The following is a 22,187-nucleotide window of genomic DNA, read 5'->3' on the forward strand; positions in this document are numbered from 1 at the left end:
CGTATATGGAAACAAAACTACAATCCAAACAGCAATATCCGCGGTTTATCCAAAATAAACCGTGTGGTATTGACAAATTCGATGGAGGTTCGCAAGAAAGGTTGGCAAAAACTATTGCTCGCCATTTTTGTCAGAATGATTCATTGGATGAGGAATGTACTTTACCTCGAATTATCGGCATCGAAGGTATTTGGGGATCTGGAAAATCCAACGTGGTTAAAATGTTGGAACGTGAATTATCAGACGACTATTACTTTTTTGAGTATGACGCATGGGGACATCAAGAGGACTTGCAACGCCGCTCTATATTGGAATTGCTTACAAGCAAACTTATTGATGATGGTATCCTATCTGGAAATGCAACAATAAAAGTCAAAGGTGGAGGTACGAAAACCGTATCATGGTCTGAAAAGCTGAAATATTTATTAGCCCGTAAAACGGAGACCGTAACCGAAAAATATCCCCTTATCAGTAATGGTATGGTTGCGGCATTTTTGGTTGCAGTTTTAACTCCGATATTTACATTTATTGCGTATGCAGTAAAACCTACACCCACAACATGGTGGTTTTCTTTATTGTCTATTATCATAGCTGCACTGCCAGTTCTTATTGCATTGTGCGTTTGGAAATGGGCATATAGCAAAGATCATAAATATGGATGGAGTTATATGTTAGCTATTTATCAAGATAAAGTCGAAAAGGACGTTTGCTATGAGACTTTGAGCGAAGACGAACCAACGGTTTACGAGTTCAAAACATGGATGCAAGACATTTCTGATTTTATCAAGGAAAAAGGACAACGTAAATTAGTCCTTGTTTTTGACAACATGGATCGTCTCCCCGCTGAAAAAGTAAAAGAATTATGGTCTTCTATCCATACGTTCTTCGCCGATAGCGGTTTTGAAAATGTTTGGGCTGTTATTCCTTTCGATGAAACACATTTAGCTTGTGCATTCGGAGATGAGACCGACGAACAAACGAAACAACTGACCAAGTATTTTATCAATAAAACTTTCCCTATTGTTTATCGTGTTGCTCCTCCTGTTATTACCGACTATCGAAGTATATTCAACAAACTGTTTGTTGAAGCATTTGGAGAAACAGAAAATGAAGCGAAAGAAACTATAAATCGGATATTCAGATTGGTAAATCCTAATGCCAATGTTAGGGAAATTATATCATATATCAATGAGATGGTCGCTCTTAAACAAGAGTGGTGTAACGAAATTTTGATGATAAACATAGCATTGTTCTGTTTGAAGAAGACGGATATTCTGGCAAATCCAGTAGAACAAATATTGTCCGGCGACTATCTGAATGGCATTCAAACAATAATTAACAATGATCTGCAAACACAACGCGAAATTGCAGCTTTGGTATATGGTGTCGATGTTGAAGATGCTCGACAAATTCCATTGAAAAAATATATTGAAGGCTGCATCAACGGAGAAGAAGACCACGACATAAATCAATATGCAGAGACTAATAAACAATTTGACACTGTATTAGAAGAAGTTATACAATGTATGGACAATGCGCTTATCGATAAGATTATACATTGTTTGCATAAATTAACTCGAAAGAGCGATGTTATTCTGCGTGTATGGCAAAGAATAGCACAATTGAAATTAAAAGAATCCATAGAGAAGCAGGTGTTCCCTGTCGAATACCAAGAACTGCTGTTGCATTTAGACACGGAAAGCCAAAACCATGTGATTGCTCAATTATATAAGAAGATAGTTCGGTTCAATGACTTCAATGGCGGCGACTATTTCAAAACGTTAGATGCAATAGACAGGTTTATTGCGCAAAATAAGTTGGCGTGCGATTTTACGTCATTGATTGAAGCAAAAACAGTCAAGCCAAATACATTTATCGATTATATTCAAGCTGCAAATGCAACAGATGCTGCCTATCGGGATAACGCGACAACTAAAGCATATAAATATTATCAAGTAGCAACAAATTCGGAGGCGCTCGATAATTATTTGGCAAACTTACTACCCGATAATTTCGACCATGCAGATATTGTAAAAACGTTAAAAGATAATTCTACCTATACGTTTCCAACGCTTTTGCAAGCGATCACGAATTGCATTGATGAACAGAATGTAAATAAAGATAATATAGGGGCTATATTTACAACCTATCGTTTATTGGCATCTGACGAAGAAAGACCTTTACCTGTAACGTTAGATTCAACCTACATAAATCAGTTGCATTCTGAATTAGAAACTGATGGCCGAAACATTAAAGAGTCTGGATATTACGATTTAGTCGCCATGCAATTGGCACATGGTCATTCCGTTTCCTTAATAGAGGGTGGAGATATAAAATATGTTGCAGAACTCATGGACTATTATGTGGATCATGGAGACTTATTAGTAAATAGTGTGGGATGGAATATACCGCTATTAAATGAAACACTACAATACATGGTAAATCATAAACTTGGCTATAAATTATTGCTCTCAGACATATTGCCCCAATTTGAAGATATTAAGAACAGAATAGGTGTAACGGATGAGGTATTTATCGAGCATTTAGCAGAGTGGAATACCGATTTGGATAAGTATATCACTAAGAACAATATTAAAGATGTAATTCCTGACGCATCTTTTTACGATTTGACCACTAAAATAAGCAATGTCCTGACCGATCATATCAATAAAATAGCGTTCGAAGCGTTGTCTGAAATAAGTGTTGATACATTATACGCCCAAAGAACAGCACATACATCATATTATTGGTTTGTCGCAATAAAACATTTACTGGCTAAAATCAAATCCTTGCCAGATAACTTGACTGAATTTGGCAAAAAGATTCTGATGGATATTGCTTCTGGAACTCAAAGTTTGAATCCTTTCCCTAATTGTTTCAAGAATATAGTTGAAAGATTGGATAAACGAAAAATTAAATCGACAGTTACCGATATAAGAAATGATTTCTGCATCGGTAAAAAGACTATCAATGCAATAAAGTTTCAATTTTTCGAAACATGGCTTAGATCGCATGGTAATTTGAAAAGTCAAGCTGGAGACGTTATTGATAAAATAGTGAAACCTGTAATTTCCGATGGGGCATGCCGTTCATTGATTCTGCAAAACAAAGATTTTTATATGGATTTAATAAATACAGCAGGGGATGATGCTTATGAATTGAAAAAGAGTCTCCGAAACCTCATACAAAAAGATTCAGATCCGCAATTGGTTAAATTTGTCAATTCGATAGATTCAGTACCTGAGGTTGAAACCGCGTAAGTATTTGTCTAACAAGTCCGAATTTTACGATTTTACCCGTCAGAACTGAAGTGCCCCCCAAAAAAATTGTATCCAACTTTTGGGGGTCACTTCAAACTTCGATAGGGATAATTTTCAATTTTGGGGACTTGTTAGACAGTCTCATTATCTGGTAGCAGTTTACACAGCACCGGATCGTTTTTGATACGCTCCAGTTCCTCCTGCACAATCTGCTTCACCTCTTCCTTGATGCGCCGGTAGTTCGCCTGCACCGTTTCCTTCATGCGGTCGTTGCCGTCCTCGTCCGTGAAGTTTGTAATGACGGGAATTTTCTTGTAGGCACTTTCTTCCCGTTTCACCTTTTCGGCATCCACCACAATCTCGCAATGAAAAATCTTCTGCTCGATACGCTCGTTGAAGTTGTCGGATACAGAACCGACAAACATTCCCTGCGTAAGCCCGGAAATCTTACTCGGTGGAATGAGCGCGTCCATCTGCGTGTTGATGGAGGTGGAAACATCCTGCCGGTTGATGGAGATGGACTGCCGTTTCTGCAACACCTTACCGAACCGCTCGGAGAGCGTCTTGGCTGTTTCCCCCACCACCTGACCGGAGAAAATATTGCCGACAGTGTTCATCACCACTTTCGCCTCTTTGTCCCCGTAGTCACGCACTAACTGGCTGAAATCCTGAAAGCCCAGACACACGGCAACCTTGTTGCTTCGGGCGGTAGCTATAAGATTGTCCAACCCTTTGAAGTATATTGTGGGCAACTCGTCGATGATGACCGATGACTTCAGCATCCCCTTCTTGTTGATGAGCTTCACGATACGGGAATTATACAGACCGAGTGCCGCACCGTAGATATTCTGACGGTCGGGATTGTTACCCACGCAGAGGATTTTCGGCTCTTCGGGATTGTTGATGTCCAGCGTAAACTCGCTGTCTGACATCACCCAGTAGAGCTGCGGTGAAATCATCCTCGAAAGCGGGATTTTTGCCGACGCTATCTGACCCATGAGCTGCTCCGCAGCCCCTCCAAGCCACGCATCCATGAACGGCGAAAGGTAGTTCTCCAGCTCCGGATAAGAGGTCAGTATCGGAAATATATCCTCGTAACGGCGGTTCAGAAACTCGATAGCATGGGGAAACGTGCAAAACTTCCCGTTCTGATAGATTTTGAGATACCAGATAATACTGGCAAACAGAATGATAGGTGACTCCACGAAGAAGTCGCCCTGCTTTTGCACCCACGTTTTATTGAGGTTGAGCATTATTGTGTAGGCACTCTCATAGGCATCCGTAATATCTTCCATAAAATCCGGGTGAATGGGATTGCACCGATGAGAGCGTCGCGGGTCGTCGAAGTTGATCACATAGAACTTCGGCTTTACCTTGTAGCCGTCCGGGTGGTTCAGCAAATGGTTGTAGGCAATAGTAGATAGGTCGGGATACTTGAAATCGTAGATGTATTGACTAAAGCCCTTTTCAATCTGTTGCTTGATAAAATTGTTTACCACGGCATAGGACTTGCCGCTGCCCGGCGTACCCAACACGATGGACGCACGGAAGGGATTAACTACATTGATCCAACCGTTGTTCCAGCGTTTCCTGTAATAGAAACGTGTCGGCAGATTGACCGAATACTCGCTTTCGATAAGCCTCGTTTCCTGCATGAAACTCTCGTTCTCGTTGTTGAAAACATCCTCCATCAAATTGTGTTTCAACAGGCGGCTCATCCACAGACCACCCATCAACAGGCAGACATAGCCCGTTCCAATGGTAAGGACATACAGTCCCGTCACCGCTTCAAGCGGCAGCGGCAGGGGCAGCAACCACCAGTTCAGGAAAAACAGCACGAACCCGACGGCAAATGCTGTCCAGATTCTCCCCCAAGTGATTTTCTCACCCTTGACACCCTTCGTACCCAGACAGGACAAGGCAAGCAAAAGGACGGAAAACAGCTTCGTGTAGAGAATGGAATGGAACAGCCCCGCCGTGCGGTCGAAGTTCAGAAGGATTTTGTCCACCACGCCGATGTTCACGCCCCACAGCCGGATGGCTTCGTAGCAGAACCAGTACACGTTCATGACCACTAAAATGATACTCACGGCACGCAGAAAATCCATGATTTTCGCCAATGCCCTCAAATCGTCTTCTTGTTGTGACATACATTGATTTTTTAATTGTTGATACTCTGATTACATACCCAAGCCCTTGCGTTTTTTCTTCTTTTTGCGCTTCATCGCCCGGATGAAAGCCTCTTCCTCGGCATCTACCGCCGGACCTTCGGGAGTGAGCAAGCCCATACCGCCCGATATATCTTCACTGTCGTAGGCGGTCTGCCCGTGTGCCTTGTCCGCAGCATCCACAGGGATGGATAGCGGTATCGGCGGTTGTCCGGCGTATGGCAGGGTGAAGTGTTCCTGCAAGGCATTCGCCGAAAGCTCCTTACCCATGCGCGAACCGTTCAGCACGCATCCCGTGCGGTGGTCGATGAAGGTAGCCCCATAGATGCGCCCTTCCTCTGTGTAGCGCAGTACGGTGTCGATGCCCTTCTCTTTGAGTTGGGATACAAATTTGTCCTTGTCATAAGTGCCTTGCAGCACGGAAAGGACGGTGCGTTTCGTCATGTCTGCCAGTTTCCTATCCTTGATTTCCGATTTGGAACGGACAAACTTCTTCTGTACGGCTTCATAGCCTGCGGACTTCCCGAAAAGCGAGGATTTGAACGGGTTGCCCACCTTGTTACCCTTGTCGTCCGTGACGGAATAGACCAGCCCGTGATACTCCCGTCCGCGCACGTTGCCCCTCGCTTCCTCCACCGTCATATTATATAAGGAAAGGAGCGCACGGTATTCGCCCATCGTCTGGAAACGGTACTGCCCATTCAGAGCCTTCACGGTGTTGCCTACCTGCTTCTTCACATCACCTGCCGATGCGGCCACCTTGCGCAACGGATTATCCAATCTCTGATTTTTACGTTCTGCCGGATGCAATCCGTACTTCTGTTCCAGTTCCCTGCGGATACGGTCGCTGCGGCGGTAGAGAAAATCCCGGTTGAGCCTTTTCCCGTTCTCGTCCACGTTGACCGTCACGATGTGCAGGTGGTGGCGGTCGATGTCCTCGTGCTTGAATACAAGATAAGGCTGGTTTCCGAAACCGAGTTTTTCCAGATACTCGCGGGCGATATTCTGCAACTCAATATCGGTCAGCACATCCTCCGGGTGCGGGTTGAGAGAGATATGCACCACCGGCTTCTCGATCTTCATCTGCGGTGGCAGGAAGGTGAGAAAACCCTCCATCGCCTTGCCTATGTCCACCGTTCCCGAACCGTCATTGTAGATGCGGTTGGTGGTGAGAAGCCGCCCCTGCGCCTCGTTAATCTTCTCCCCGTTGTAGGCAATCGCGCCGTACAACGAACTTCCTACACTGATTTTTGCGACCATTTTGCCTCCATTTCCCTTGAAAGTTCCACAATCCGGCGGCTCAGTTTCACGAGTTCGACGGTGTGTTGCTCTAATTTGTAGAGCAACGCCATCGCCTTTTTCTCTGAAAAATGCAGCCTCAGTTCCTTCACGACTTGGTTGTAATTCGTACCCACGGCACGGAATTGTGCATGAAAATCCGACAGTTTGGTGTAATAGTCCACCAACGTCTTGTCCACCTTCAGCACCTTGAACGGTTGCCCGAAGAAGTGCGCTTTGAGGAAAACAGACCGTGCATAGACACCCGATTTTCCGAACATGGCGAGGAAACGGTTGTGTTCCTCCTCGTTGAAACGGACGGTGTACCGGTACACCGCCGGATCAAGTTTGGGATTTCTCCCTGATTTGCTTTTCCTTTTCTCTTTCATATTACTTTGGATTTAGCGGATTGACGGCATAAGCCGCCGCTTCGGATTACAGCACCGCAGTTCTGAAAGGCTTCCCGACTTCGGAGGGAAAGCCCGCCCCCTGCAAGGGCAAGTGCTTTTCGTGGCTGCTCAAAATATTTTGAGCGGCTGAAAAGACATCTTGCTATGTTCAGGTGAACATAAAAATCCGTCAGGGGACGGATTGGGAAAATACCTTTCAGGACTCCGGGCCGCGCGTCATCGGCGAACCCTGCTGTCCGGGTGCAAAGTTACGCCCTTAAAGCGGTATCGGACAGATGCTTGACCCGGTCAATGACTGCCAACCGGCGCAACGTGCCGCCACTTGCCGGAGAAGTGATACAGGTTCCAAAATATACTTGTTTATTTGCAGCATGATTCAAGAAACGAACGATTTGAAGATATGATAAACGGAACATTCAAATACCCGGAAATCCGCTTCTTCGGATACTTGCCGAAACGGATACCCGAACCGTCGGAAACCCGGTTCTCCGACAATTCGGTGACGTATGGATTCAATGACTTCATGACGCAATGTCGTCAATCACCATTTGTCCGACGCACCGCTTCACCACAGAACCGGATACGCGACGACCCGCCTGCGTGTGTAGTCACGGAAGCGGATGGTGCGACAGCCAAATCCGTATGGAAACAGAAAAACAAATCATCAACAATTAAAATAAATGGAACTATGAGTAAGGAAATCTTCGTTGCATTCGCAACACAGAAAGGTGGCATCGGCAAATCCACTGTCACGGCACTTGCCGCCAGCTACCTGCACAACGTGAAAGGCTACAATGTCGCCGTCGTGGACTGCGACGACCCGCAGCACAGCATCCACGGGCTGCGCGAACACGAAATGGGGCTTATCGACAGCAGCACCTACTTCAAGGCTCTCGCTTGCGACCATTTCCGCCGGATCAAAAAGAACGCCTACACCATCGTCAAAAGCAATGCGGTGAACGCCCTCGACGATGCCGAGAGGATGATTGCCACTGAGGACGTGAAACCCGACGTGGTGTTCTTCGACATGCCCGGCACACTCCGAAGCAACGGCGTGATAAAGACGCTCTCGCAGATGGACTACATTTTCACTCCGCTGAGTGCCGACCGCTTTGTCGTGGAGAGTACCCTGAAATTCGTCACGATGTTCCGCGACAGGCTGATGACTACCGGACAGGCGAAAACAAAGGGGCTGCATCTGTTCTGGACGATGGTGGACGGCAGGGAGAGGAACGACTTGTACGGCATCTACGAGGAAGTGATAGCCGAAATGGGCTTTCCGGTACTTTCCACCCGCTTGCCCGACAGCAAGAAGTTCCGCCGTGACCTTTCGGAAGAGCGCAAGAGCGTTTTCCGCTCCACCATCTTCCCGATGGACACGGCACTGCTGAAAGGGAGTGGCATCCGGGAGTTTTCCGAAGAGATAAGCGACATCATCAGACCGCAGTGAGCATGGGCAGCAGGAAAGTGAACACGGAAGGCATCGACGAGGAACTGCTGTTAGCCTCCATCGGGCGGCGCACACAGGACGGGACACTGCGCCCCGCACAGGAAGTACCCGCAGCTGCACCGACCGAAGAGGACACCGCCGCACCGGAACCATCTCCTGTGCAACCCGTAACACGGGAAAAAGCGCAGAGGGAAAGTGGACGCCGGAAAAGGCAGGACGAGGACTACAACGAGCTATTCCTGCGCCGCAACGAGATAAAGACCCGCCAATGTGTCTATATCAGCCGTGACGTCCACGGCAAGATCCTCAGAATCGTGAACGACATCGCCGGAGGGGAAATCTCAGTAGGCGGATATGTGGATACCGTGCTGCGCCAGCATCTGGAACAGCACAAGGAGAGAATCAACGAACTGTACAAGAAACAACGTGAAGATCTGATTTGAAAATGGAAAAAGAAATGACACCGAATGAAAAAAGACCACAGCAAGACTGCGGAGGTATGTTTACCCAAGTGCAGGCGAGTGTGGAAATACTGTCGCCTGTCCCGGTAAGCGGCAAATGCAGTGAGAAGGACTATGAACGCCTGTTCATCCGCGACCCGGAAGTAAAGGCACGTGAGGGGAAGATGGCGTATGTGCGCCCGGAGTACCACGAGCGTATCATGCGTATCACCCGTGTAATCGGGCATGACCGGCTTACGCTGTCCGCTTACATCGACCATGTGCTGACGCACCACTTCAACCAGTGCGAAGATGCGATAAAGAGCCTTTATGCCCGAAATTACAATTCAGTATTCTAACCAAAAACGGAAGGATATGAATTACACAATCAGCATGACAGACATTCTGCTGGCGGTATCGGTCGGCTGCAACCTCTGGTTCCTGTTCCTGCTCCTTTACGAGCGCATCATGGACACGCGGATTGTCCGCTTCTTCAAGGGCATTGTCGGATTATGGCGGTCACTGGACGGGAATGAGGCTAAACGCATAGCGGCACACGAGGAAGTCCCTGCGGAAAAGGCGGACATCATCGGCAAGAGCCGTTTCAGGATGGCATCCACCCGGACAACCGCTGCCATACCGACGCAAGAAGCCGCCACTATTGAAAAAGGCATTGAGCTGTCGGAGGAAGAGGCTACTTTTGACGACGGAAAAACGGGAAACGCATCCCGCCCGGCACAAGTCCCGGAGGAAAAACTCGATGAGACCTTCACGAGCATACCGCCGGAGGAACTGGGATACGGGGACGACGAACCGGAAGAGGACGCCTCGGACACGCCACGGGCTTCGGGCAGCAGCTTTGACGAGATTGACGACGCCTGCAAGACCGCCAAAAACCCGGACGCGACACAGGCGGAACGTGAAAAGGCGGCTAAGGTGTTCACCGACATGGAGGGCACGGAGTTGTACGAGAAAATGATGGAAGGCTCTTCGGAGATAGGCATCCGCATCAAGGGGCTTATCGAGATTCGGCTGAAGAAATCTGAAAAGGAGTTCGTCGTGCCGGACAACATCGAGGAGTTCGACATTCGCAACTATGTATGACAACAATAAAAGAAATGAACATGAAAGAATGACATCAACCCACGCGGCGAGGAAACGCAAGGCGCATCCCCATCCGCAACGGACACGCCCACGTCCGTGGAAACAAACGGGCATCCACTAAAACCAAAGTAAAGAAACAAAGTATCAACCGCCCGACAAAGGACCATCCACCCTTTTGACGGCAAAAAACAAGAACAGTTTATGAACAAGAACATCTTGAAAAACAGAAAAGCAATCCTCTCCGCGGCACTTGTCATCGCCGCAACCGCCTCCGCTTTCGCGCAGGGAAACGGCATCGCGGGCATCAACGAAGCCACCTCTATGGTGAGTTCTTATTTCGACCCCGGAACTAAACTGATATACGCCATCGGTGCAGTCGTCGGGCTTATCGGGGGCGTAAAAGTGTACGGCAAGTTTTCATCGGGCGACCCCGACACCAGCAAGACAGCCGCCTCGTGGTTCGGCGCGTGCATCTTCCTGATTGTTGCCGCCACCATCCTGCGCTCATTCTTCCTTTAATAAATAATGTATGGCTGAATACCCAATCAACAAGGGTATCGGCCGTCCGGTAGAGTTCAAGGGCTTGAAGGCACAGTACCTCTTCATCTTCTGCGGAGGTCTGCTGGCTCTCTTCGTCCTGTTCGTCATCCTCTACATGGTCGGTATCGACCAGTGGATATGTATCGGCTTCGGCGCGGCATCGTCCTCCCTCCTTGTATGGCAGACCTTCGCGCTGAACGCCCGGTACGGTGAACACGGGCTGATGAAATTAGGAGCGGCACGGAGCCATCCCCGATACCTTATCAACCGGCGGCGGATAACCCGTCTGTTCAAACGACAACGAAAGGAAGAAAGACAATGAGGAATACATCGAAAATGACAACACTGGAAAACAGGTTCCCACTTTTAGCGGTGGAGCATGGCTGCATCATCTCAAAGGACGCCGACATCACGGTGGCTTTCGAGGTGGAACTACCGGAACTTTACACCGTGACGGGTGCGGAGTACGAGGCGATACACAGTTGCTGGTGCAAGGCTATCAAGGTGCTGCCGGACTACTCCGTCGTCCACAAACAGGACTGGTTCATCAAGGAACGCTACAAACCGGAGCTTCAGAAGGACGACATGAGCTTTTTAAGCCGCTCTTTCGAGCGTCACTTCAACGAGCGTCCGTACCTGAAACACACCTGCTACCTCTACCTGACCAAGACAACAAAGGAGCGTAACCGGATGCAGAGCAATTTCAGCACGCTGTGCCGGGGACATATCATCCCGAAGGAGCTGGACAGGGAAACCACGACCAAGTTCTTGGAAGCCTGCGAACAGTTCGAGCGCATCATGAACGACAGCGGGCTTGTCAGGCTGCGCCGCCTCTCCACCGATGAGATTGTGGGTACTGAGGGAAAGACGGGACTTATTGAACGCTACTTCTCGCTCATGCCGGAAGGTGACACCACCTTGCAGGACATCGAGCTTTCGGCAAGGGAGATGCGCATCGGCGACAACCGCCTGTGTCTGCACACCCTCTCCGACGCGGAAGACCTGCCGGGCAAGGTGGCTACCGACACCCGTTACGAGAAGCTCTCCACCGACCGGAGTGACTGCCGACTGTCATTCGCCTCCCCGGTGGGGCTTCTGCTCTCCTGCAACCATATCTACAACCAGTATGTGCTGATAGACAACAGTGAGGAAACCTTGCAGAAGTTCGAGAAGTCCGCCCGTAACATGCAGTCGCTATCTCGCTATTCAAGGAGCAACAGCATCAACCGCGAGTGGATAGACCAATACCTGAACGAAGCCCATTCCTACGGACTGACCTCGGTACGGGCACACTTCAACGTCATGGCGTGGAGCGACGATGCGGAGGAACTGAAGCATATCAAGAACGACGTGGGCAGCCAGTTGGCAAGCATGGAATGCGTGCCGCGCCACAACACCATCGACTGCCCGACACTCTACTGGGCGGCGATACCCGGCAATGCGGCGGACTTCCCGGCGGAAGAGAGTTTCCACACCTTCATCGAACAGGCGGTGTGCCTGTTCACAGAGGAAACCAACTACCGCAGCTCGCTCTCGCCCTTCGGCATCAAGATGGTGGACAGGCTCACGGGAAAACCGCTGCACCTTGACATCTCCGACCTGCCCATGAAGCGAGGTATCACGACCAACCGCAACAAGTTCGTGCTGGGTCCTTCGGGCAGCGGCAAGTCTTTCTTCATGAACCACCTCGTGCGCCAATATTATGAGCAAGGCGCACATGTGGTATTGGTGGACACGGGAAACTCCTATCAGGGCTTGTGCGGCATGATCCGACGCAAGACAGGCGGAGCGGACGGTGTGTATTTCACCTACACGGAAGATAAGCCCATCAGCTTCAACCCGTTCTACACCGACGATTACATCTTCGACGTGGAGAAGAAGGACAGCATCAAGACCCTGTTGCTGACGCTCTGGAAGTCGGAGGACGACAAGGTGACAAAGACGGAGAGCGGCGAGCTGGGCAGTGCCGTGAGTGCCTATATTGAGCGCATCCAATCCGACCGTAGCATCGTGCCGTCGTTCAACACCTTCTACGAGTATATGCGTGACGACTACCGCAAGGAACTGGCACAGCGTGACATCAAGGTGGAGAAGTCCGACTTCAACATCGACAACATGCTCACCACCATGCGGCAGTATTACCGGGGCGGGCGTTACGATTTCCTGCTCAACTCCACGGAGAACATCGACCTGCTCGGCAAGCGGTTCATCGTCTTCGAGATAGATTCGATTAAAGAAAACCGCGAACTGTTCCCCGTCGTGACCATCATCATCATGGAAGCCTTCATCAACAAGATGCGGCGGCTGAAAGGCGTGCGGAAACAGCTTATCGTGGAAGAGGCTTGGAAGGCCCTCTCATCGGCGAACATGGCTGAATATCTGCGCTATATGTATAAGACGGTCAGAAAATATTACGGCGAGGCAATCGTGGTGACGCAGGAGGTGGACGACATTATCAGTTCTCCGGTGGTCAAAGAGAGCATTATCAACAACTCGGATTGTAAAATCCTGCTTGACCAAAGGAAATATATGAACAAGTTCGACCAGATACAGGCGTTGCTCGGACTGACGGAAAAGGAGAAGTCGCAGATACTCTCCATCAACATGGCGAACAACCCTTCACGGCTCTACAAGGAGGTGTGGATAGGCTTGGGCGGCACGCAGTCGGCGGTCTATGCCACGGAGGTCAGCGCGGAAGAGTATCTGGCGTACACCACCGAGGAAACGGAAAAAGTGGAGGTTTACCGTCTGGCGGAGAAGCTGGGCGACGACATCGAAGCCGCCATCCGGCAGCTTGCCGAAAGGCGGAGAAACAAGGAATAACTAAAAAACAGAATGTATCAACCAAAAAAGAAAAACGCGTATGAATTTACCAAAAGTGAAAATGCTGCAAGTCAGCAAGTGCCTTATCGGATTGGCGGTCATGATGCTGCAATCCTGCGACGTGGCCGACAACCGCCGCGACATGCTGTGCGGGAACTGGGAGAGCGTGGAGGGAAAACCTGACGTGCTTATCTACAAGGAGGGCGAAGCCTACAAAGTGACGGTGTTCCGTCGTAGCGGTCTGCGCCGCAAGCTCAAGCCGGAAACCTATCTCTTGCAGGAGGAGAACGGCAACCTGTTCATGAACACCGGCTTCCGCATCGACGTGTCCTACAACGAGGCCACGGATGTGCTGACTTTCTCGCCAAACGGGGACTATGTGCGGGTGAAGCCGCAGCCGGGACATCCGACCGAAGAATAACAACCACTAAAATCCAAAGTAACATGAGAACAAGAATAACAATGATTATCTGCCTGTGCCTGCTTTTCGCGGGCAGGGCAAGCGCACAGTGGGTCGTAAGCGATCCGGGCAATCTAGCGCAGGGCATCATCAATGCCTCCAAAAACATCATCCATACCTCCAAGACCGCCACGAACATGGTGAGCAACTTTCAGGAGACGGTGAAAATCTATCAGCAGGGCAAGAAGTATTACGATGCCCTCAAATCGGTGAACAATCTGGTCAAGGACGCCCGCAAGGTGCAGCAGACCATCCTGATGGTGGGCGACATCACAGACATCTATGTGAACAGTTTCCAACGGATGCTCCGTGACGGGAATTTCAGACCCGAAGAGCTTTCCGCAATCGCTTTCGGCTACACGAAACTGCTGGAGGAAAGCAACGAAGTGTTGACGGAACTCAGGAACGTGGTGAACATCACCACGCTCTCCATGACCGACAAGGAGCGCATGGACGTGGTGGAACGCTGCCACTCGAAGATGAAGCGTTACCGCAACCTCGTGAGCTACTACACGAACAAGAACATCTCCGTGAGTTACCTGCGTGCGAAAAAGAAGAACGACCTCGACCGCATCATGGGGCTGTACGGGAACATGAACGAAAGATACTGGTAGCCTATGAAGTTCGACAACCTTCATCAGATTTTACGTTCACTTTATGAGCAGATGATGCCGCTGTGTGGGGACATGGCTGGTGTGGCGAAAGGCATCGCCGGGCTGGGTGCGCTGTTCTACGTCGCCTACCGGGTATGGCAGTCGCTGGCGAGAGCTGAACCGATAGACGTATTCCCGATGCTCCGTCCTTTTGCCATCGGTCTGTGCATCATGTTCTTCCCGACTGTGGTGCTGGGCACGATAAACAGCATCCTCTCACCCGTCGTACAGGGCACGGCAAAGATGCTGGAGGCGGAAACGCTGGACATGAACCGATACCGGGAGCAGAAGGACAAACTGGAATACGAGGCGATGGTACGCAACCCCGAAACCGCCTACCTCGTGTCCAACGAGGAATTTGACAAGCAACTGGAGGAACTCGGCTGGTCGCCCTCCGACATGGTGACGATGGCGGGAATGTATATCGACCGGGGAATGTACAACATGAAGAAGAGCATCCGCGACTTCTTCCGCGAGATACTCGAACTGCTGTTCCAAGCCGCCGCCCTCGTGATAGACACCGTCCGCACCTTCTTTCTCGTGGTGCTGGCGATTCTCGGTCCGATAGCCTTCGCCCTGTCGGTATGGGACGGTTTCCAAAACACGCTCACGCAGTGGATATGCCGCTATATACAGGTCTATCTGTGGCTACCGGTATCGGACATGTTCAGCACCATACTGGCGAAGATACAGGTTCTGATGCTGCAAAACGACATCGAGCGGATGCAGGCAGACCCGAACTTCTCGCTGGATTCGAGCGACGGGGTGTATATCGTATTCCTCTGCATCGGCATCATCGGCTACTTTACCATTCCCACCGTTGCGGGCTGGATTATCCAAGCCGGAGGCATGGGCGGTTACGGTCGCAACGTGAACCAGATGGCGGGACGAGCCGGAAGCATGGCGGGCAGCGTGGCGGGTGCAGCCGCAGGAAACGCAGTCGGACGTGTCGGCAAATTGCTGAAATAATCAATGTGCAATCATAAATTGGAAAATATAAATGGAATTCAAATCACTTAGAAACATCGAATCGTCGTTCAGGCAGATACGCCTGTTCGGTATCGTCTTCCTCTCGCTGTGCGCCGTGGTGACGGTGTGGAGCGTGTGGAACTCCTACCGTTTCGCAGAGAAGCAACGGGAGAAAATCTATGTGCTGGACAACGGCAAGAGCCTGATGCTCGCCTTGTCTCAGGATTTGTCGCAGAACCGCCCGGCGGAGGCACGGGAACATGTGCGCCGTTTCCACGAGATGTTCTTCACGCTATCACCTGAAAAAAGCGCGATTGAACACAACGTGAAACGTGCCTTGCTGCTGGCGGACAAGAGCGTGTACCACTATTATTCGGACTTCGCGGAGAAGGGGTACTACAACCGCATCATCGCCGGGAACATCAACCAAGTGCTGAAGGTGGACAGCGTGGTGTGCGACTTCAACGCCTATCCCTACCGTGCCGTGACCTACGCCACACAGAAAATCATCCGGCAGAGCAACGTCACCGAGCGCAGCCTCGTGACCACCTGCCGCCTGCTGAACGCATCGCGGTCGGATGACAACCCGAACGGTTTTACCATCGAGGGTTTCACCATCATTGAGAACAAGGATTTACAGACTATCAAACGGTAACAGGACATGAAAAGTATCAGAAAATCAATGTGGGGCATGTATTGGAAACTCCACGACAAACGGAAACGCTTGGCGGCAAGTCTCAAAGGGTATCTGGACGGCTTGCCGCCGGAAACACGCCGCCGCATCGTGCTGGGGATGTTCGCCGCCTTCGCGGTGCTTGCCCTTTACACCTTCGGCAGAGCCGTCTATGACATCGGCAGGAACGACGGCTCACATATGGAAACGGGACACGCCGGACGGGTGGAACTGCCGACCCCGGCGGAAACAGGCAATCACTTAACACCTTATTTATATGGAACAGACAAAGAATGAACCGACGAAAGAGAACAAAGCTGCTCCCGAAACGGGGAAACCGAAAAAGGAGCGCGAACCGCTGACAGAGGCGCAACGGCTGAAACGGCAGAAGATGATCGTGCTGCCCGCTATGGTGTTGGTGTTCATCGGGGCGATGTGGCTGATATTCGCCCCGTCCTCCGGCAAGGAGCAACCGCCGGGAACGGACGGATACAACACCGAGATGCCCGACGCTGACAAGGCGAACCGGCAGATTATCGGCGACAAGCTGAAAGCCTACGAGCATGGGGAGATGGAAGAGCGTCAGGAGAGCCGCAACCGTGCCATCGGGCAGCTGGGCGACATGTTCGACCGCGAGATAGCGGGAACGGAGAACGGAGTGGACTTCGACCTCGCCAATCCGGGCGGCAAGGAAGAAAGGGCAAAGCCAGCCACGCCGCAGACCATCCAGTCCTCCGCAGCCGCCTACCGTGACCTGAACGCCACGCTCGGAAACTTCTACGACCAGCCGAAAAACGACAATGCGGAGATGGACGAATTGTTGGAGCGCATCGCATCGCTGGAGTCGGAACTGGAAAGCGAGAGGGGCAAGGCTTCCTCTATGGACGAGCAGGTGGCTCTTATGGAGAAGTCCTACGAGCTGGCGGCAAAGTACATGGGCGGTCAGAACGGAGGACAGCCATCGGCGGAACAGAGGGCAGAGCCAACTACCGTGCAGAAAGGGAAGAAGAACAAGGCAATGCCTATCAGACAGGTGGAGCATCAAGTAGTTTCTTCACTCTCACAGCCTATGAGTAACGCGGAGTTTGTCGCCGCCTTATCGCAGGAACGCAACCGGGGTTTCAACACGGCTGTCGGCACGGCGGAGGTATTGGACAGGAACACCATACCGGCGTGCGTGCATGGGGCGCAGAGCGTGACGGACGGGCAGACGGTAAGGCTGCGCCTGCTGGAGCCTATGGCGGTGGCAGGCAGGACAATACCCCGGGGTGCGGTGGTGGTCGGCACGGGCAAGATACAGGGTGAGCGGCTCGACATCGAGATTACCTCGCTGGAATACGACGGCACGATTATCCCCGTGGAGCTTGCGGTCTATGACACGGACGGACAGCCCGGCATCTTCATCCCAAACTCGATGGAGATGAACGCCGTCCGGGAGGTCGCCGCCAACATGGGCGGCTCGCTGGGAAGCAGCATCAACATCTCCACCAATGCCGGGGCGCAGCTCGCCTCCGACTTGGGCAAGGGGCTGATACAAGGCACGAGCCAGTACATCGCCAAAAAGATGCGAACCGTCAAGGTGCATCTGAAAGCCGGGTACAGGGTCATGCTTTACCAAGAAAAATATTGAAAACAATAAAAATTACCACTAAAATCCAAAAGTAATGAGAAAAGTAATCATCATGTTTGCCCTCGCTATGGGCATCATAACTGCCAACGCGCAGGAGAATGTAACCGTTGAAACGACCAACGGAAGTGAACAACCGACCTTGACGAAGGAGGTCTATCCGCAGAAGGAGGCGGACGGCGACCTATATCACGGGCTGTCACGCAAGCTGACCTTCGACCGCATGATACCGCCGCACGGTCTGGAAGTGACCTACGACAAGACCGTCCACGTCATTTTTCCGGCGGAGGTGCGCTATGTCGATTTAGGCTCGCCCGACCTGATTGCCGGGAAAGCCGACGGAGCGGAGAACATCATCCGTGTGAAGGCTACCGTAAGGAATTTTCCCAACGAAACGAATATGTCCGTCATCACGGAGGACGGCAGTTTCTACACCTTCAACGTGAAGTACGCCGCCGAACCGCTGTTGCTCAACGTGGAGATGTGCGACTTCATCCATGACGGCAGCACGGTGAACCGCCCGAACAACGCGCAGGAAATCTATCTGAAAGAGCTGGGCAGCGAAAGCCCGATGCTGGTGCGCCTTATCATGAAGTCCATCCACAAACAGAACAAGCGCGAGGTGAAGCATATCGGCTGCAAGCGTTTCGGCATCCAATACCTGTTGAAAGGCATCTACACGCACAACGGCTTGCTTTATTTCCACACGGAGATAAAGAACCAGAGCAACGTGCCTTTCGATGTGGACTACATCACTTGGAAAATCGTGGACAAGAAGGTTGCGAAGCGTACTGCCGTGCAGGAGCAGATTATTCTGCCGCTCCGCGCGCAGAACTACGCCACCCTCGTGCCGGGCAAAAAGAGCGAGCGCACGGTCTTCACGATGGCGAAGTTCACCATCCCCGATGACAAGTGCCTCGTGGTGGAATTGAACGAGAAGAACGGCGGCCGTCACCAGTCCTTCGTGATTGAGAACGAGGATTTGGTACGCGCGGGTACCATCAACGAACTTCAAGTACGCTGACCATGAGAAAGTACATCGCAATAATCATCGCGTCGCTTGCCCTTTTTACAGGGCAGGCGCACGCCCAGCGGTGTCTGCCGAAGATGCAGGGCATCGAGGTGAGGGCGGACATGGCGGACGGCTTCAATCTCGGCGGCAAGGACGGCGGGTACAGCTTCGGGGCGGCTCTCTCCACCTACACGAAGAAGGGGAACAAGTGGGTGTTCGGTGGCGAATACCTGTTGAAGAACAATCCCTACAAGGACACCAAGATACCCGTGGCGCAGTTCACGGCGGAGGGCGGCTATTACTTCAAGATACTGTCGGACGCCCGAAAGATTGTTTTCGTCTATGCCGGGGCTTCGGCTCTCGCCGGATATGAGGCGGTAAATTGGGGGAAGAAGGTGCTGCATGACGGCTCCACGCTGCACGACCGGGACGCCTTCATCTACGGCGGTGCGCTGACGCTCGATGTGGAGTGTTACGTGGCAGACCGTATCGCCCTGCTTGCCAACCTGCGGGAGCGTTGCCTTTGGGGTGGCGACACACGGAAGTTCCACACGCAGTTCGGGGTCGGTATCAAGTTCATCATCAACTGACACGGGCATGGAAAGGACGGAAATAGATGCTGTCAGAAGGATGCCGCTTGCGGATTTTCTCGCACGGCTGGGGCATGAGCCTGTCAGAAGGAGCGGTAACGAGCTGTGGTATCTTGCCCCGTACAGGGGCGAGCGCACATCCTCTTTCCGTGTGAACGTGGCGAAACAGCTCTGGTACGACTTCGGTTTGGGCAAGGGCGGCGACATCTTCACGCTTGCCGGGGAGTTTCTGCAAAGCGATGACTTCATGAAGCAAGCGAAGTTCATAGCGGAAGCCGCCAATATGACGGTTGCCGGATGGGAAAAGCCCGTCTATCTCTCGAAGCCGACCGAATCCGTTTTTGAGGATGTGGAGGTCGCTCCGCTGCTCCGCTCACTGCTGACGGAGTATTTAGAGGAACGGGGCATCCCTTACGCCATCGCATCCCGTCACTGCTGCCGCTTGAACTACGGTGTGCGTGGGAAACGGTATTTTGCCGTTGGCTTTCCGAACATGGCAGGTGGCTATGAAGTCAGAAGCCGATATTTCAAGGGTTGCATACCTCCGAAGTCTGTATCACTGGTAAAGGCGAATGACATCCCGGCTGACGAGTGCCTCGTGTTCGAGGGCTTCATGGACTTTCTCTCTGCCGTGACGCTTGGTGTAACCGGTAACGCTGACTGTCTTGTGCTGAACTCAGTCGCCAACGTGGAGAAGGCGGCGGGATTGCTGGACGGATACGGGCGCATCGGCTGCTTCCTCGACCGTGACGAAGCCGGACGGCGGACGCTTGCCGCACTTACCATGCGATACGGGGAACGTGTCACCGACCGTTCCTCCCTCTATGACGGTTGCAAGGACTTGAACGAGTACCTGCAACTGACAACGAAAAAACAGAAAAACAACCATCTAAAAATCGAAGAACAATGAACATACTGAACAACAGAAACAAGAGAACATCAATATTCAAGGCAGTGGCGTTATGCCTGATAGCCGCCATGTCATTCACCCTCGTGTCATGTGACGATGACATGGACATCCAGCAGTCCTATCCCTTCACGGTGGAGGTCATGCCCGTGCCGAACAAGGTAGTAAAGGGGCAGACAGTGGAAATCCGCTGTGAACTGAAAAAGGAGGGCGACTTTTCGGGTACGCTCTATACCATCCGCTATTTCCAGTTCGAGGGGGAAGGCTCGCTCAAAATGGATAACGGCATCACCTTCCTGCCTAACGACCGCTACCTGCTGGAGAACGAAAAATTCCGCCTGTACTACACGGCGGCGGGTGATGAGGCGCATAATTTCATCGTGGTGGTGGAGGATAACTTTAGCAACTCCTACGAACTGGAATTTGACTTCAACAACAGGAATGTAAAGGACGACGATCTTACCATCGTTCCCATCGGCAACTTCAGCCCCTTGTTGAAATGATGCGTGTATTCATGACAATGCTCTGTTCACTTCTGACGGTCTGTTCTGTGTCCGCGCAGATCAGCCGCCAAGAGGGAACGGACGGGCAGGCGGCAATCTACCGACTGCCGCTTATGGAACGTGCTTTTTTATGCTGCCGCTACTTTGAAGGCTGGCACTCAGAAAAACACTACCCATACGTCGGTTGGGGTCACAAACTTTTGCCAAACGAGAAGTATTCGGCACGAACCATGACAAAACGGGATGCGGATGAACTTTTGCGGAAAGACCTGCGCAAATTTGTCGCCATGTTCCGTAAATTCGGGGTTGATTCGATTTTGCTTGGCACGTTAGCTTACAATGTGGGACCGGCGAAGCTGTTAGGCAGCAAAACAATCCCCAAAAGCACCTTAATCAAGAAGCTGGAAGCTGGTGACAGGAACATCTACCGTGAGTATATAGCCTTCTGCAACTACAAAGGAAAACGCCACGCCATGCTGCTCAAACGGAGAAAGGCGGAGTTTGCGCTGTTGTATATCCCATAAAAGGACTGACAAAACTGGCAAAAGACGTGCCATATTTAACTTGGCACGTCTTTTGCTCTATCACTTGATAGATTATCGTAGGATTTTCTCGTTAATTGACATCGTTGAGCCATTTTTGCCTATCGGTTTCCAAATAACACTTCAAGTTGTAAGTGTTGTGAGAGCAATACAAAACATAGTTATTAACCATAAAAAGTATAGCGAAATTATGAAGAAAGTATTTAGGAAAATTCAGAAAGGAACAACAAAAATGATTGAACGTATCAAATCGTTGGGGGAAATGGAGACGAAGCAGAAATGTGTAGTTCAACGGTTCGAGATTATCATTCCCCTCCACCAAAAAATAACGACCCAATATATAGCCTCCGCAAGTTTTACTTGCGGATTTTTTAGTTATCGCAGATTGGACAAAGGTTTCTTTGCTACTTTCTTTGTCCGCCATCATGCTCACTGAAAGAAAGTAGGGCGGCTCTCGCCGCCCCGCCACTCAAAAGCGTGTGTAAAGTCCCGTCACCATCGTGAACATTTCCTCCAGCATATCAAAATAGATACCCTCGTGTACGGCAATGTCCTTTGTCTTGCACTCAAAGGTCTTTTTGCTGAACGTCCTGCGGTAGAAGCGCATATTGTAGAGGTCTGCCCCTTCGTCATAGATGATGTCAAGGCGGTTGGCACTTGTTTTGTTCCTTGCAAGGCTCATCCGTAAGCCGTTGCCCATATCTATGAAATCACGGCTACCTGTCATGGCGGTGAAGCGTTTTCCGCCTATCTGCTGTAATATCGTCTTGGCTATCAT

24 protein-coding genes are annotated in these 22,187 nt (G+C 50.8%); 20 read left to right on the forward strand and 4 right to left on the reverse strand.

From position 1 onward, the window contains the following. Positions 1–5 precede the first annotated feature (5 nt). Positions 6–3,260, forward strand: a complete 3,255-nt coding sequence (locus H1A11_RS02375) for a P-loop NTPase fold protein (protein ID WP_004291481.1) — start codon at positions 6–8, stop codon at positions 3,258–3,260. Between the two features lie 131 nt (positions 3,261–3,391). Here H1A11_RS02375 and mobC read toward each other — a convergent pair whose 3' ends face one another. From mobC to mobA, 3 genes are read right to left on the reverse strand one after another with little or no spacing between them, the layout of a single operon-like run. After that, positions 3,392–5,410 carry a conjugal transfer protein MobC gene (gene mobC, locus H1A11_RS02380; protein WP_004291482.1) on the reverse strand — a complete coding sequence of 673 codons (2,019 nt, stop codon included), beginning with the start codon at positions 5,408–5,410 and terminating at the stop codon, positions 3,392–3,394. A gap of 30 nt (positions 5,411–5,440) precedes the next feature. Further along, positions 5,441–6,688, reverse strand: a complete 1,248-nt coding sequence (gene mobB, locus H1A11_RS02385) for a conjugal transfer protein MobB (RefSeq protein WP_004291483.1) — start codon at positions 6,686–6,688, stop codon at positions 5,441–5,443. Then, the gene (gene mobA / locus H1A11_RS02390) at positions 6,667–7,095 is read right to left on the reverse strand and encodes a conjugal transfer protein MobA (RefSeq protein WP_004291488.1); all 429 of its coding nucleotides are present in this window, start codon (positions 7,093–7,095) and stop codon (positions 6,667–6,669) included. Before mobA ends, mobB begins: the two co-directional genes overlap by 22 nt. A 421-nt stretch (positions 7,096–7,516) precedes the next feature. Here mobA and H1A11_RS02395 point away from each other — a divergent pair, with 421 nt between their 5' ends. From H1A11_RS02395 to H1A11_RS19680, 19 genes are all read left to right on the forward strand, one after another. Continuing rightward, the gene (locus H1A11_RS02395; RefSeq protein WP_004291492.1) at positions 7,517–8,566 is read left to right on the forward strand and encodes a ParA family protein; all 1,050 of its coding nucleotides are present in this window, start codon (positions 7,517–7,519) and stop codon (positions 8,564–8,566) included. Between the two features lie 2 nt (positions 8,567–8,568). Continuing rightward, positions 8,569–9,009: a DUF3408 domain-containing protein gene (locus tag H1A11_RS02400; protein ID WP_004291503.1), complete on the forward strand. Its 441-nt coding sequence runs from the start codon at positions 8,569–8,571 to the stop codon at positions 9,007–9,009. Between the two features lie 2 nt (positions 9,010–9,011). Then, entirely contained in the window at positions 9,012–9,365 is a 354-nt protein-coding gene (locus H1A11_RS02405; protein WP_004291505.1) for a DUF3408 domain-containing protein, read from the forward strand. Positions 9,366–9,381: 16 nt separating this feature from the next. Beyond that, positions 9,382–10,110, forward strand: a complete 729-nt coding sequence (locus H1A11_RS02410; protein ID WP_004304280.1) for a hypothetical protein — start codon at positions 9,382–9,384, stop codon at positions 10,108–10,110. Between the two features lie 201 nt (positions 10,111–10,311). Continuing rightward, entirely contained in the window at positions 10,312–10,629 is a 318-nt protein-coding gene (locus tag H1A11_RS02415; RefSeq protein ID WP_002560983.1) for a DUF4134 domain-containing protein, read from the forward strand. Positions 10,630–10,639: 10 nt separating this feature from the next. After that, complete coding sequence (locus H1A11_RS02420; protein WP_004291514.1) at positions 10,640–10,972, forward strand: DUF4133 domain-containing protein; 333 nt, start codon at positions 10,640–10,642, stop codon at positions 10,970–10,972. Beyond that, a complete protein-coding gene (locus tag H1A11_RS02425; protein ID WP_004291515.1) occupies positions 10,969–13,473 on the forward strand; it encodes a TraG family conjugative transposon ATPase in 2,505 nt (834 codons plus the stop codon). The genes H1A11_RS02420 and H1A11_RS02425 overlap by 4 nt, the downstream gene beginning before the upstream one ends. Before the next feature lie 40 nt (positions 13,474–13,513). Then, the gene (locus H1A11_RS02430; protein WP_004291516.1) at positions 13,514–13,894 is read left to right on the forward strand and encodes a DUF3876 domain-containing protein; all 381 of its coding nucleotides are present in this window, start codon (positions 13,514–13,516) and stop codon (positions 13,892–13,894) included. A 23-nt stretch (positions 13,895–13,917) separates the two neighbouring features. Further along, positions 13,918–14,547, forward strand: a complete 630-nt coding sequence (locus tag H1A11_RS02435) for a DUF4141 domain-containing protein (RefSeq protein WP_004304283.1) — start codon at positions 13,918–13,920, stop codon at positions 14,545–14,547. Between the two features lie 3 nt (positions 14,548–14,550). Further along, complete coding sequence (traJ, locus tag H1A11_RS02440) at positions 14,551–15,555, forward strand: conjugative transposon protein TraJ (protein ID WP_004291518.1); 1,005 nt, start codon at positions 14,551–14,553, stop codon at positions 15,553–15,555. 31 nt (positions 15,556–15,586) lie between these two features. Further along, a complete protein-coding gene (gene traK / locus H1A11_RS02445; protein ID WP_004291519.1) occupies positions 15,587–16,210 on the forward strand; it encodes a conjugative transposon protein TraK in 624 nt (207 codons plus the stop codon). Positions 16,211–16,216: 6 nt separating this feature from the next. Then, positions 16,217–16,525 carry a TraL conjugative transposon family protein gene (locus tag H1A11_RS02450; protein ID WP_004291520.1) on the forward strand — a complete coding sequence of 103 codons (309 nt, stop codon included), beginning with the start codon at positions 16,217–16,219 and terminating at the stop codon, positions 16,523–16,525. Then, positions 16,506–17,858 carry a conjugative transposon protein TraM gene (gene traM / locus H1A11_RS02455; RefSeq protein ID WP_004291521.1) on the forward strand — a complete coding sequence of 451 codons (1,353 nt, stop codon included), beginning with the start codon at positions 16,506–16,508 and terminating at the stop codon, positions 17,856–17,858. Before H1A11_RS02450 ends, traM begins: the two co-directional genes overlap by 20 nt. 34 nt (positions 17,859–17,892) lie before the next feature. Then, positions 17,893–18,879, forward strand: a complete 987-nt coding sequence (gene traN, locus H1A11_RS02460; RefSeq protein WP_004291522.1) for a conjugative transposon protein TraN — start codon at positions 17,893–17,895, stop codon at positions 18,877–18,879. A 2-nt stretch (positions 18,880–18,881) separates the two neighbouring features. Further along, the gene (locus H1A11_RS02465) at positions 18,882–19,457 is read left to right on the forward strand and encodes a conjugal transfer protein TraO (RefSeq protein WP_004291523.1); all 576 of its coding nucleotides are present in this window, start codon (positions 18,882–18,884) and stop codon (positions 19,455–19,457) included. Between the two features lie 7 nt (positions 19,458–19,464). Next, a complete protein-coding gene (locus H1A11_RS02470; RefSeq protein WP_004291524.1) occupies positions 19,465–20,367 on the forward strand; it encodes a toprim domain-containing protein in 903 nt (300 codons plus the stop codon). Then, a complete protein-coding gene (locus H1A11_RS02475) occupies positions 20,364–20,867 on the forward strand; it encodes a DUF3872 domain-containing protein (protein ID WP_004291525.1) in 504 nt (167 codons plus the stop codon). The genes H1A11_RS02470 and H1A11_RS02475 overlap by 4 nt, the downstream gene beginning before the upstream one ends. Beyond that, positions 20,864–21,391 carry a hypothetical protein gene (locus H1A11_RS02480; RefSeq protein ID WP_004291526.1) on the forward strand — a complete coding sequence of 176 codons (528 nt, stop codon included), beginning with the start codon at positions 20,864–20,866 and terminating at the stop codon, positions 21,389–21,391. The genes H1A11_RS02475 and H1A11_RS02480 overlap by 4 nt, the downstream gene beginning before the upstream one ends. Positions 21,392–21,455: 64 nt before the next feature. Beyond that, entirely contained in the window at positions 21,456–21,845 is a 390-nt protein-coding gene (locus tag H1A11_RS19680; RefSeq protein WP_004291527.1) for a hypothetical protein, read from the forward strand. Between the two features lie 33 nt (positions 21,846–21,878). On the opposite strand, the gene H1A11_RS02495 is transcribed toward H1A11_RS19680, so the two are convergent. After that, a complete protein-coding gene (locus tag H1A11_RS02495; protein WP_004304290.1) occupies positions 21,879–22,187 on the reverse strand; it encodes a hypothetical protein in 309 nt (102 codons plus the stop codon).

It is taken from the genome of Bacteroides sp. CACC 737 (assembly GCF_013874375.1).
Lineage (GTDB): Bacteria > Bacteroidota > Bacteroidia > Bacteroidales > Bacteroidaceae > Bacteroides > Bacteroides uniformis.

Coding starts and splice junctions, on each gene's coding strand:
- H1A11_RS02375 (WP_004291481.1), top strand. CDS start 6: ATGGAAACAAAACTACAATCCAAACAGCAATATCCGCGGTTTATCCAA.
- mobC (WP_004291482.1), bottom strand. CDS start 5,410: ATGTCACAACAAGAAGACGATTTGAGGGCATTGGCGAAAATCATGGAT.
- mobB (WP_004291483.1), bottom strand. CDS start 6,688: ATGGTCGCAAAAATCAGTGTAGGAAGTTCGTTGTACGGCGCGATTGCC.
- mobA (WP_004291488.1), bottom strand. CDS start 7,095: ATGAAAGAGAAAAGGAAAAGCAAATCAGGGAGAAATCCCAAACTTGAT.
- H1A11_RS02395 (WP_004291492.1), top strand. CDS start 7,517: ATGATAAACGGAACATTCAAATACCCGGAAATCCGCTTCTTCGGATAC.
- H1A11_RS02400 (WP_004291503.1), top strand. CDS start 8,569: ATGGGCAGCAGGAAAGTGAACACGGAAGGCATCGACGAGGAACTGCTG.
- H1A11_RS02405 (WP_004291505.1), top strand. CDS start 9,012: ATGGAAAAAGAAATGACACCGAATGAAAAAAGACCACAGCAAGACTGC.
- H1A11_RS02410 (WP_004304280.1), top strand. CDS start 9,382: ATGAATTACACAATCAGCATGACAGACATTCTGCTGGCGGTATCGGTC.
- H1A11_RS02415 (WP_002560983.1), top strand. CDS start 10,312: ATGAACAAGAACATCTTGAAAAACAGAAAAGCAATCCTCTCCGCGGCA.
- H1A11_RS02420 (WP_004291514.1), top strand. CDS start 10,640: ATGGCTGAATACCCAATCAACAAGGGTATCGGCCGTCCGGTAGAGTTC.
- H1A11_RS02425 (WP_004291515.1), top strand. CDS start 10,969: ATGAGGAATACATCGAAAATGACAACACTGGAAAACAGGTTCCCACTT.
- H1A11_RS02430 (WP_004291516.1), top strand. CDS start 13,514: ATGAATTTACCAAAAGTGAAAATGCTGCAAGTCAGCAAGTGCCTTATC.
- H1A11_RS02435 (WP_004304283.1), top strand. CDS start 13,918: ATGAGAACAAGAATAACAATGATTATCTGCCTGTGCCTGCTTTTCGCG.
- traJ (WP_004291518.1), top strand. CDS start 14,551: ATGAAGTTCGACAACCTTCATCAGATTTTACGTTCACTTTATGAGCAG.
- traK (WP_004291519.1), top strand. CDS start 15,587: ATGGAATTCAAATCACTTAGAAACATCGAATCGTCGTTCAGGCAGATA.
- H1A11_RS02450 (WP_004291520.1), top strand. CDS start 16,217: ATGAAAAGTATCAGAAAATCAATGTGGGGCATGTATTGGAAACTCCAC.
- traM (WP_004291521.1), top strand. CDS start 16,506: ATGGAACAGACAAAGAATGAACCGACGAAAGAGAACAAAGCTGCTCCC.
- traN (WP_004291522.1), top strand. CDS start 17,893: ATGAGAAAAGTAATCATCATGTTTGCCCTCGCTATGGGCATCATAACT.
- H1A11_RS02465 (WP_004291523.1), top strand. CDS start 18,882: ATGAGAAAGTACATCGCAATAATCATCGCGTCGCTTGCCCTTTTTACA.
- H1A11_RS02470 (WP_004291524.1), top strand. CDS start 19,465: ATGGAAAGGACGGAAATAGATGCTGTCAGAAGGATGCCGCTTGCGGAT.
- H1A11_RS02475 (WP_004291525.1), top strand. CDS start 20,364: ATGAACATACTGAACAACAGAAACAAGAGAACATCAATATTCAAGGCA.
- H1A11_RS02480 (WP_004291526.1), top strand. CDS start 20,864: ATGATGCGTGTATTCATGACAATGCTCTGTTCACTTCTGACGGTCTGT.
- H1A11_RS02495 (WP_004304290.1), bottom strand. CDS start 22,187: ATGATAGCCAAGACGATATTACAGCAGATAGGCGGAAAACGCTTCACC.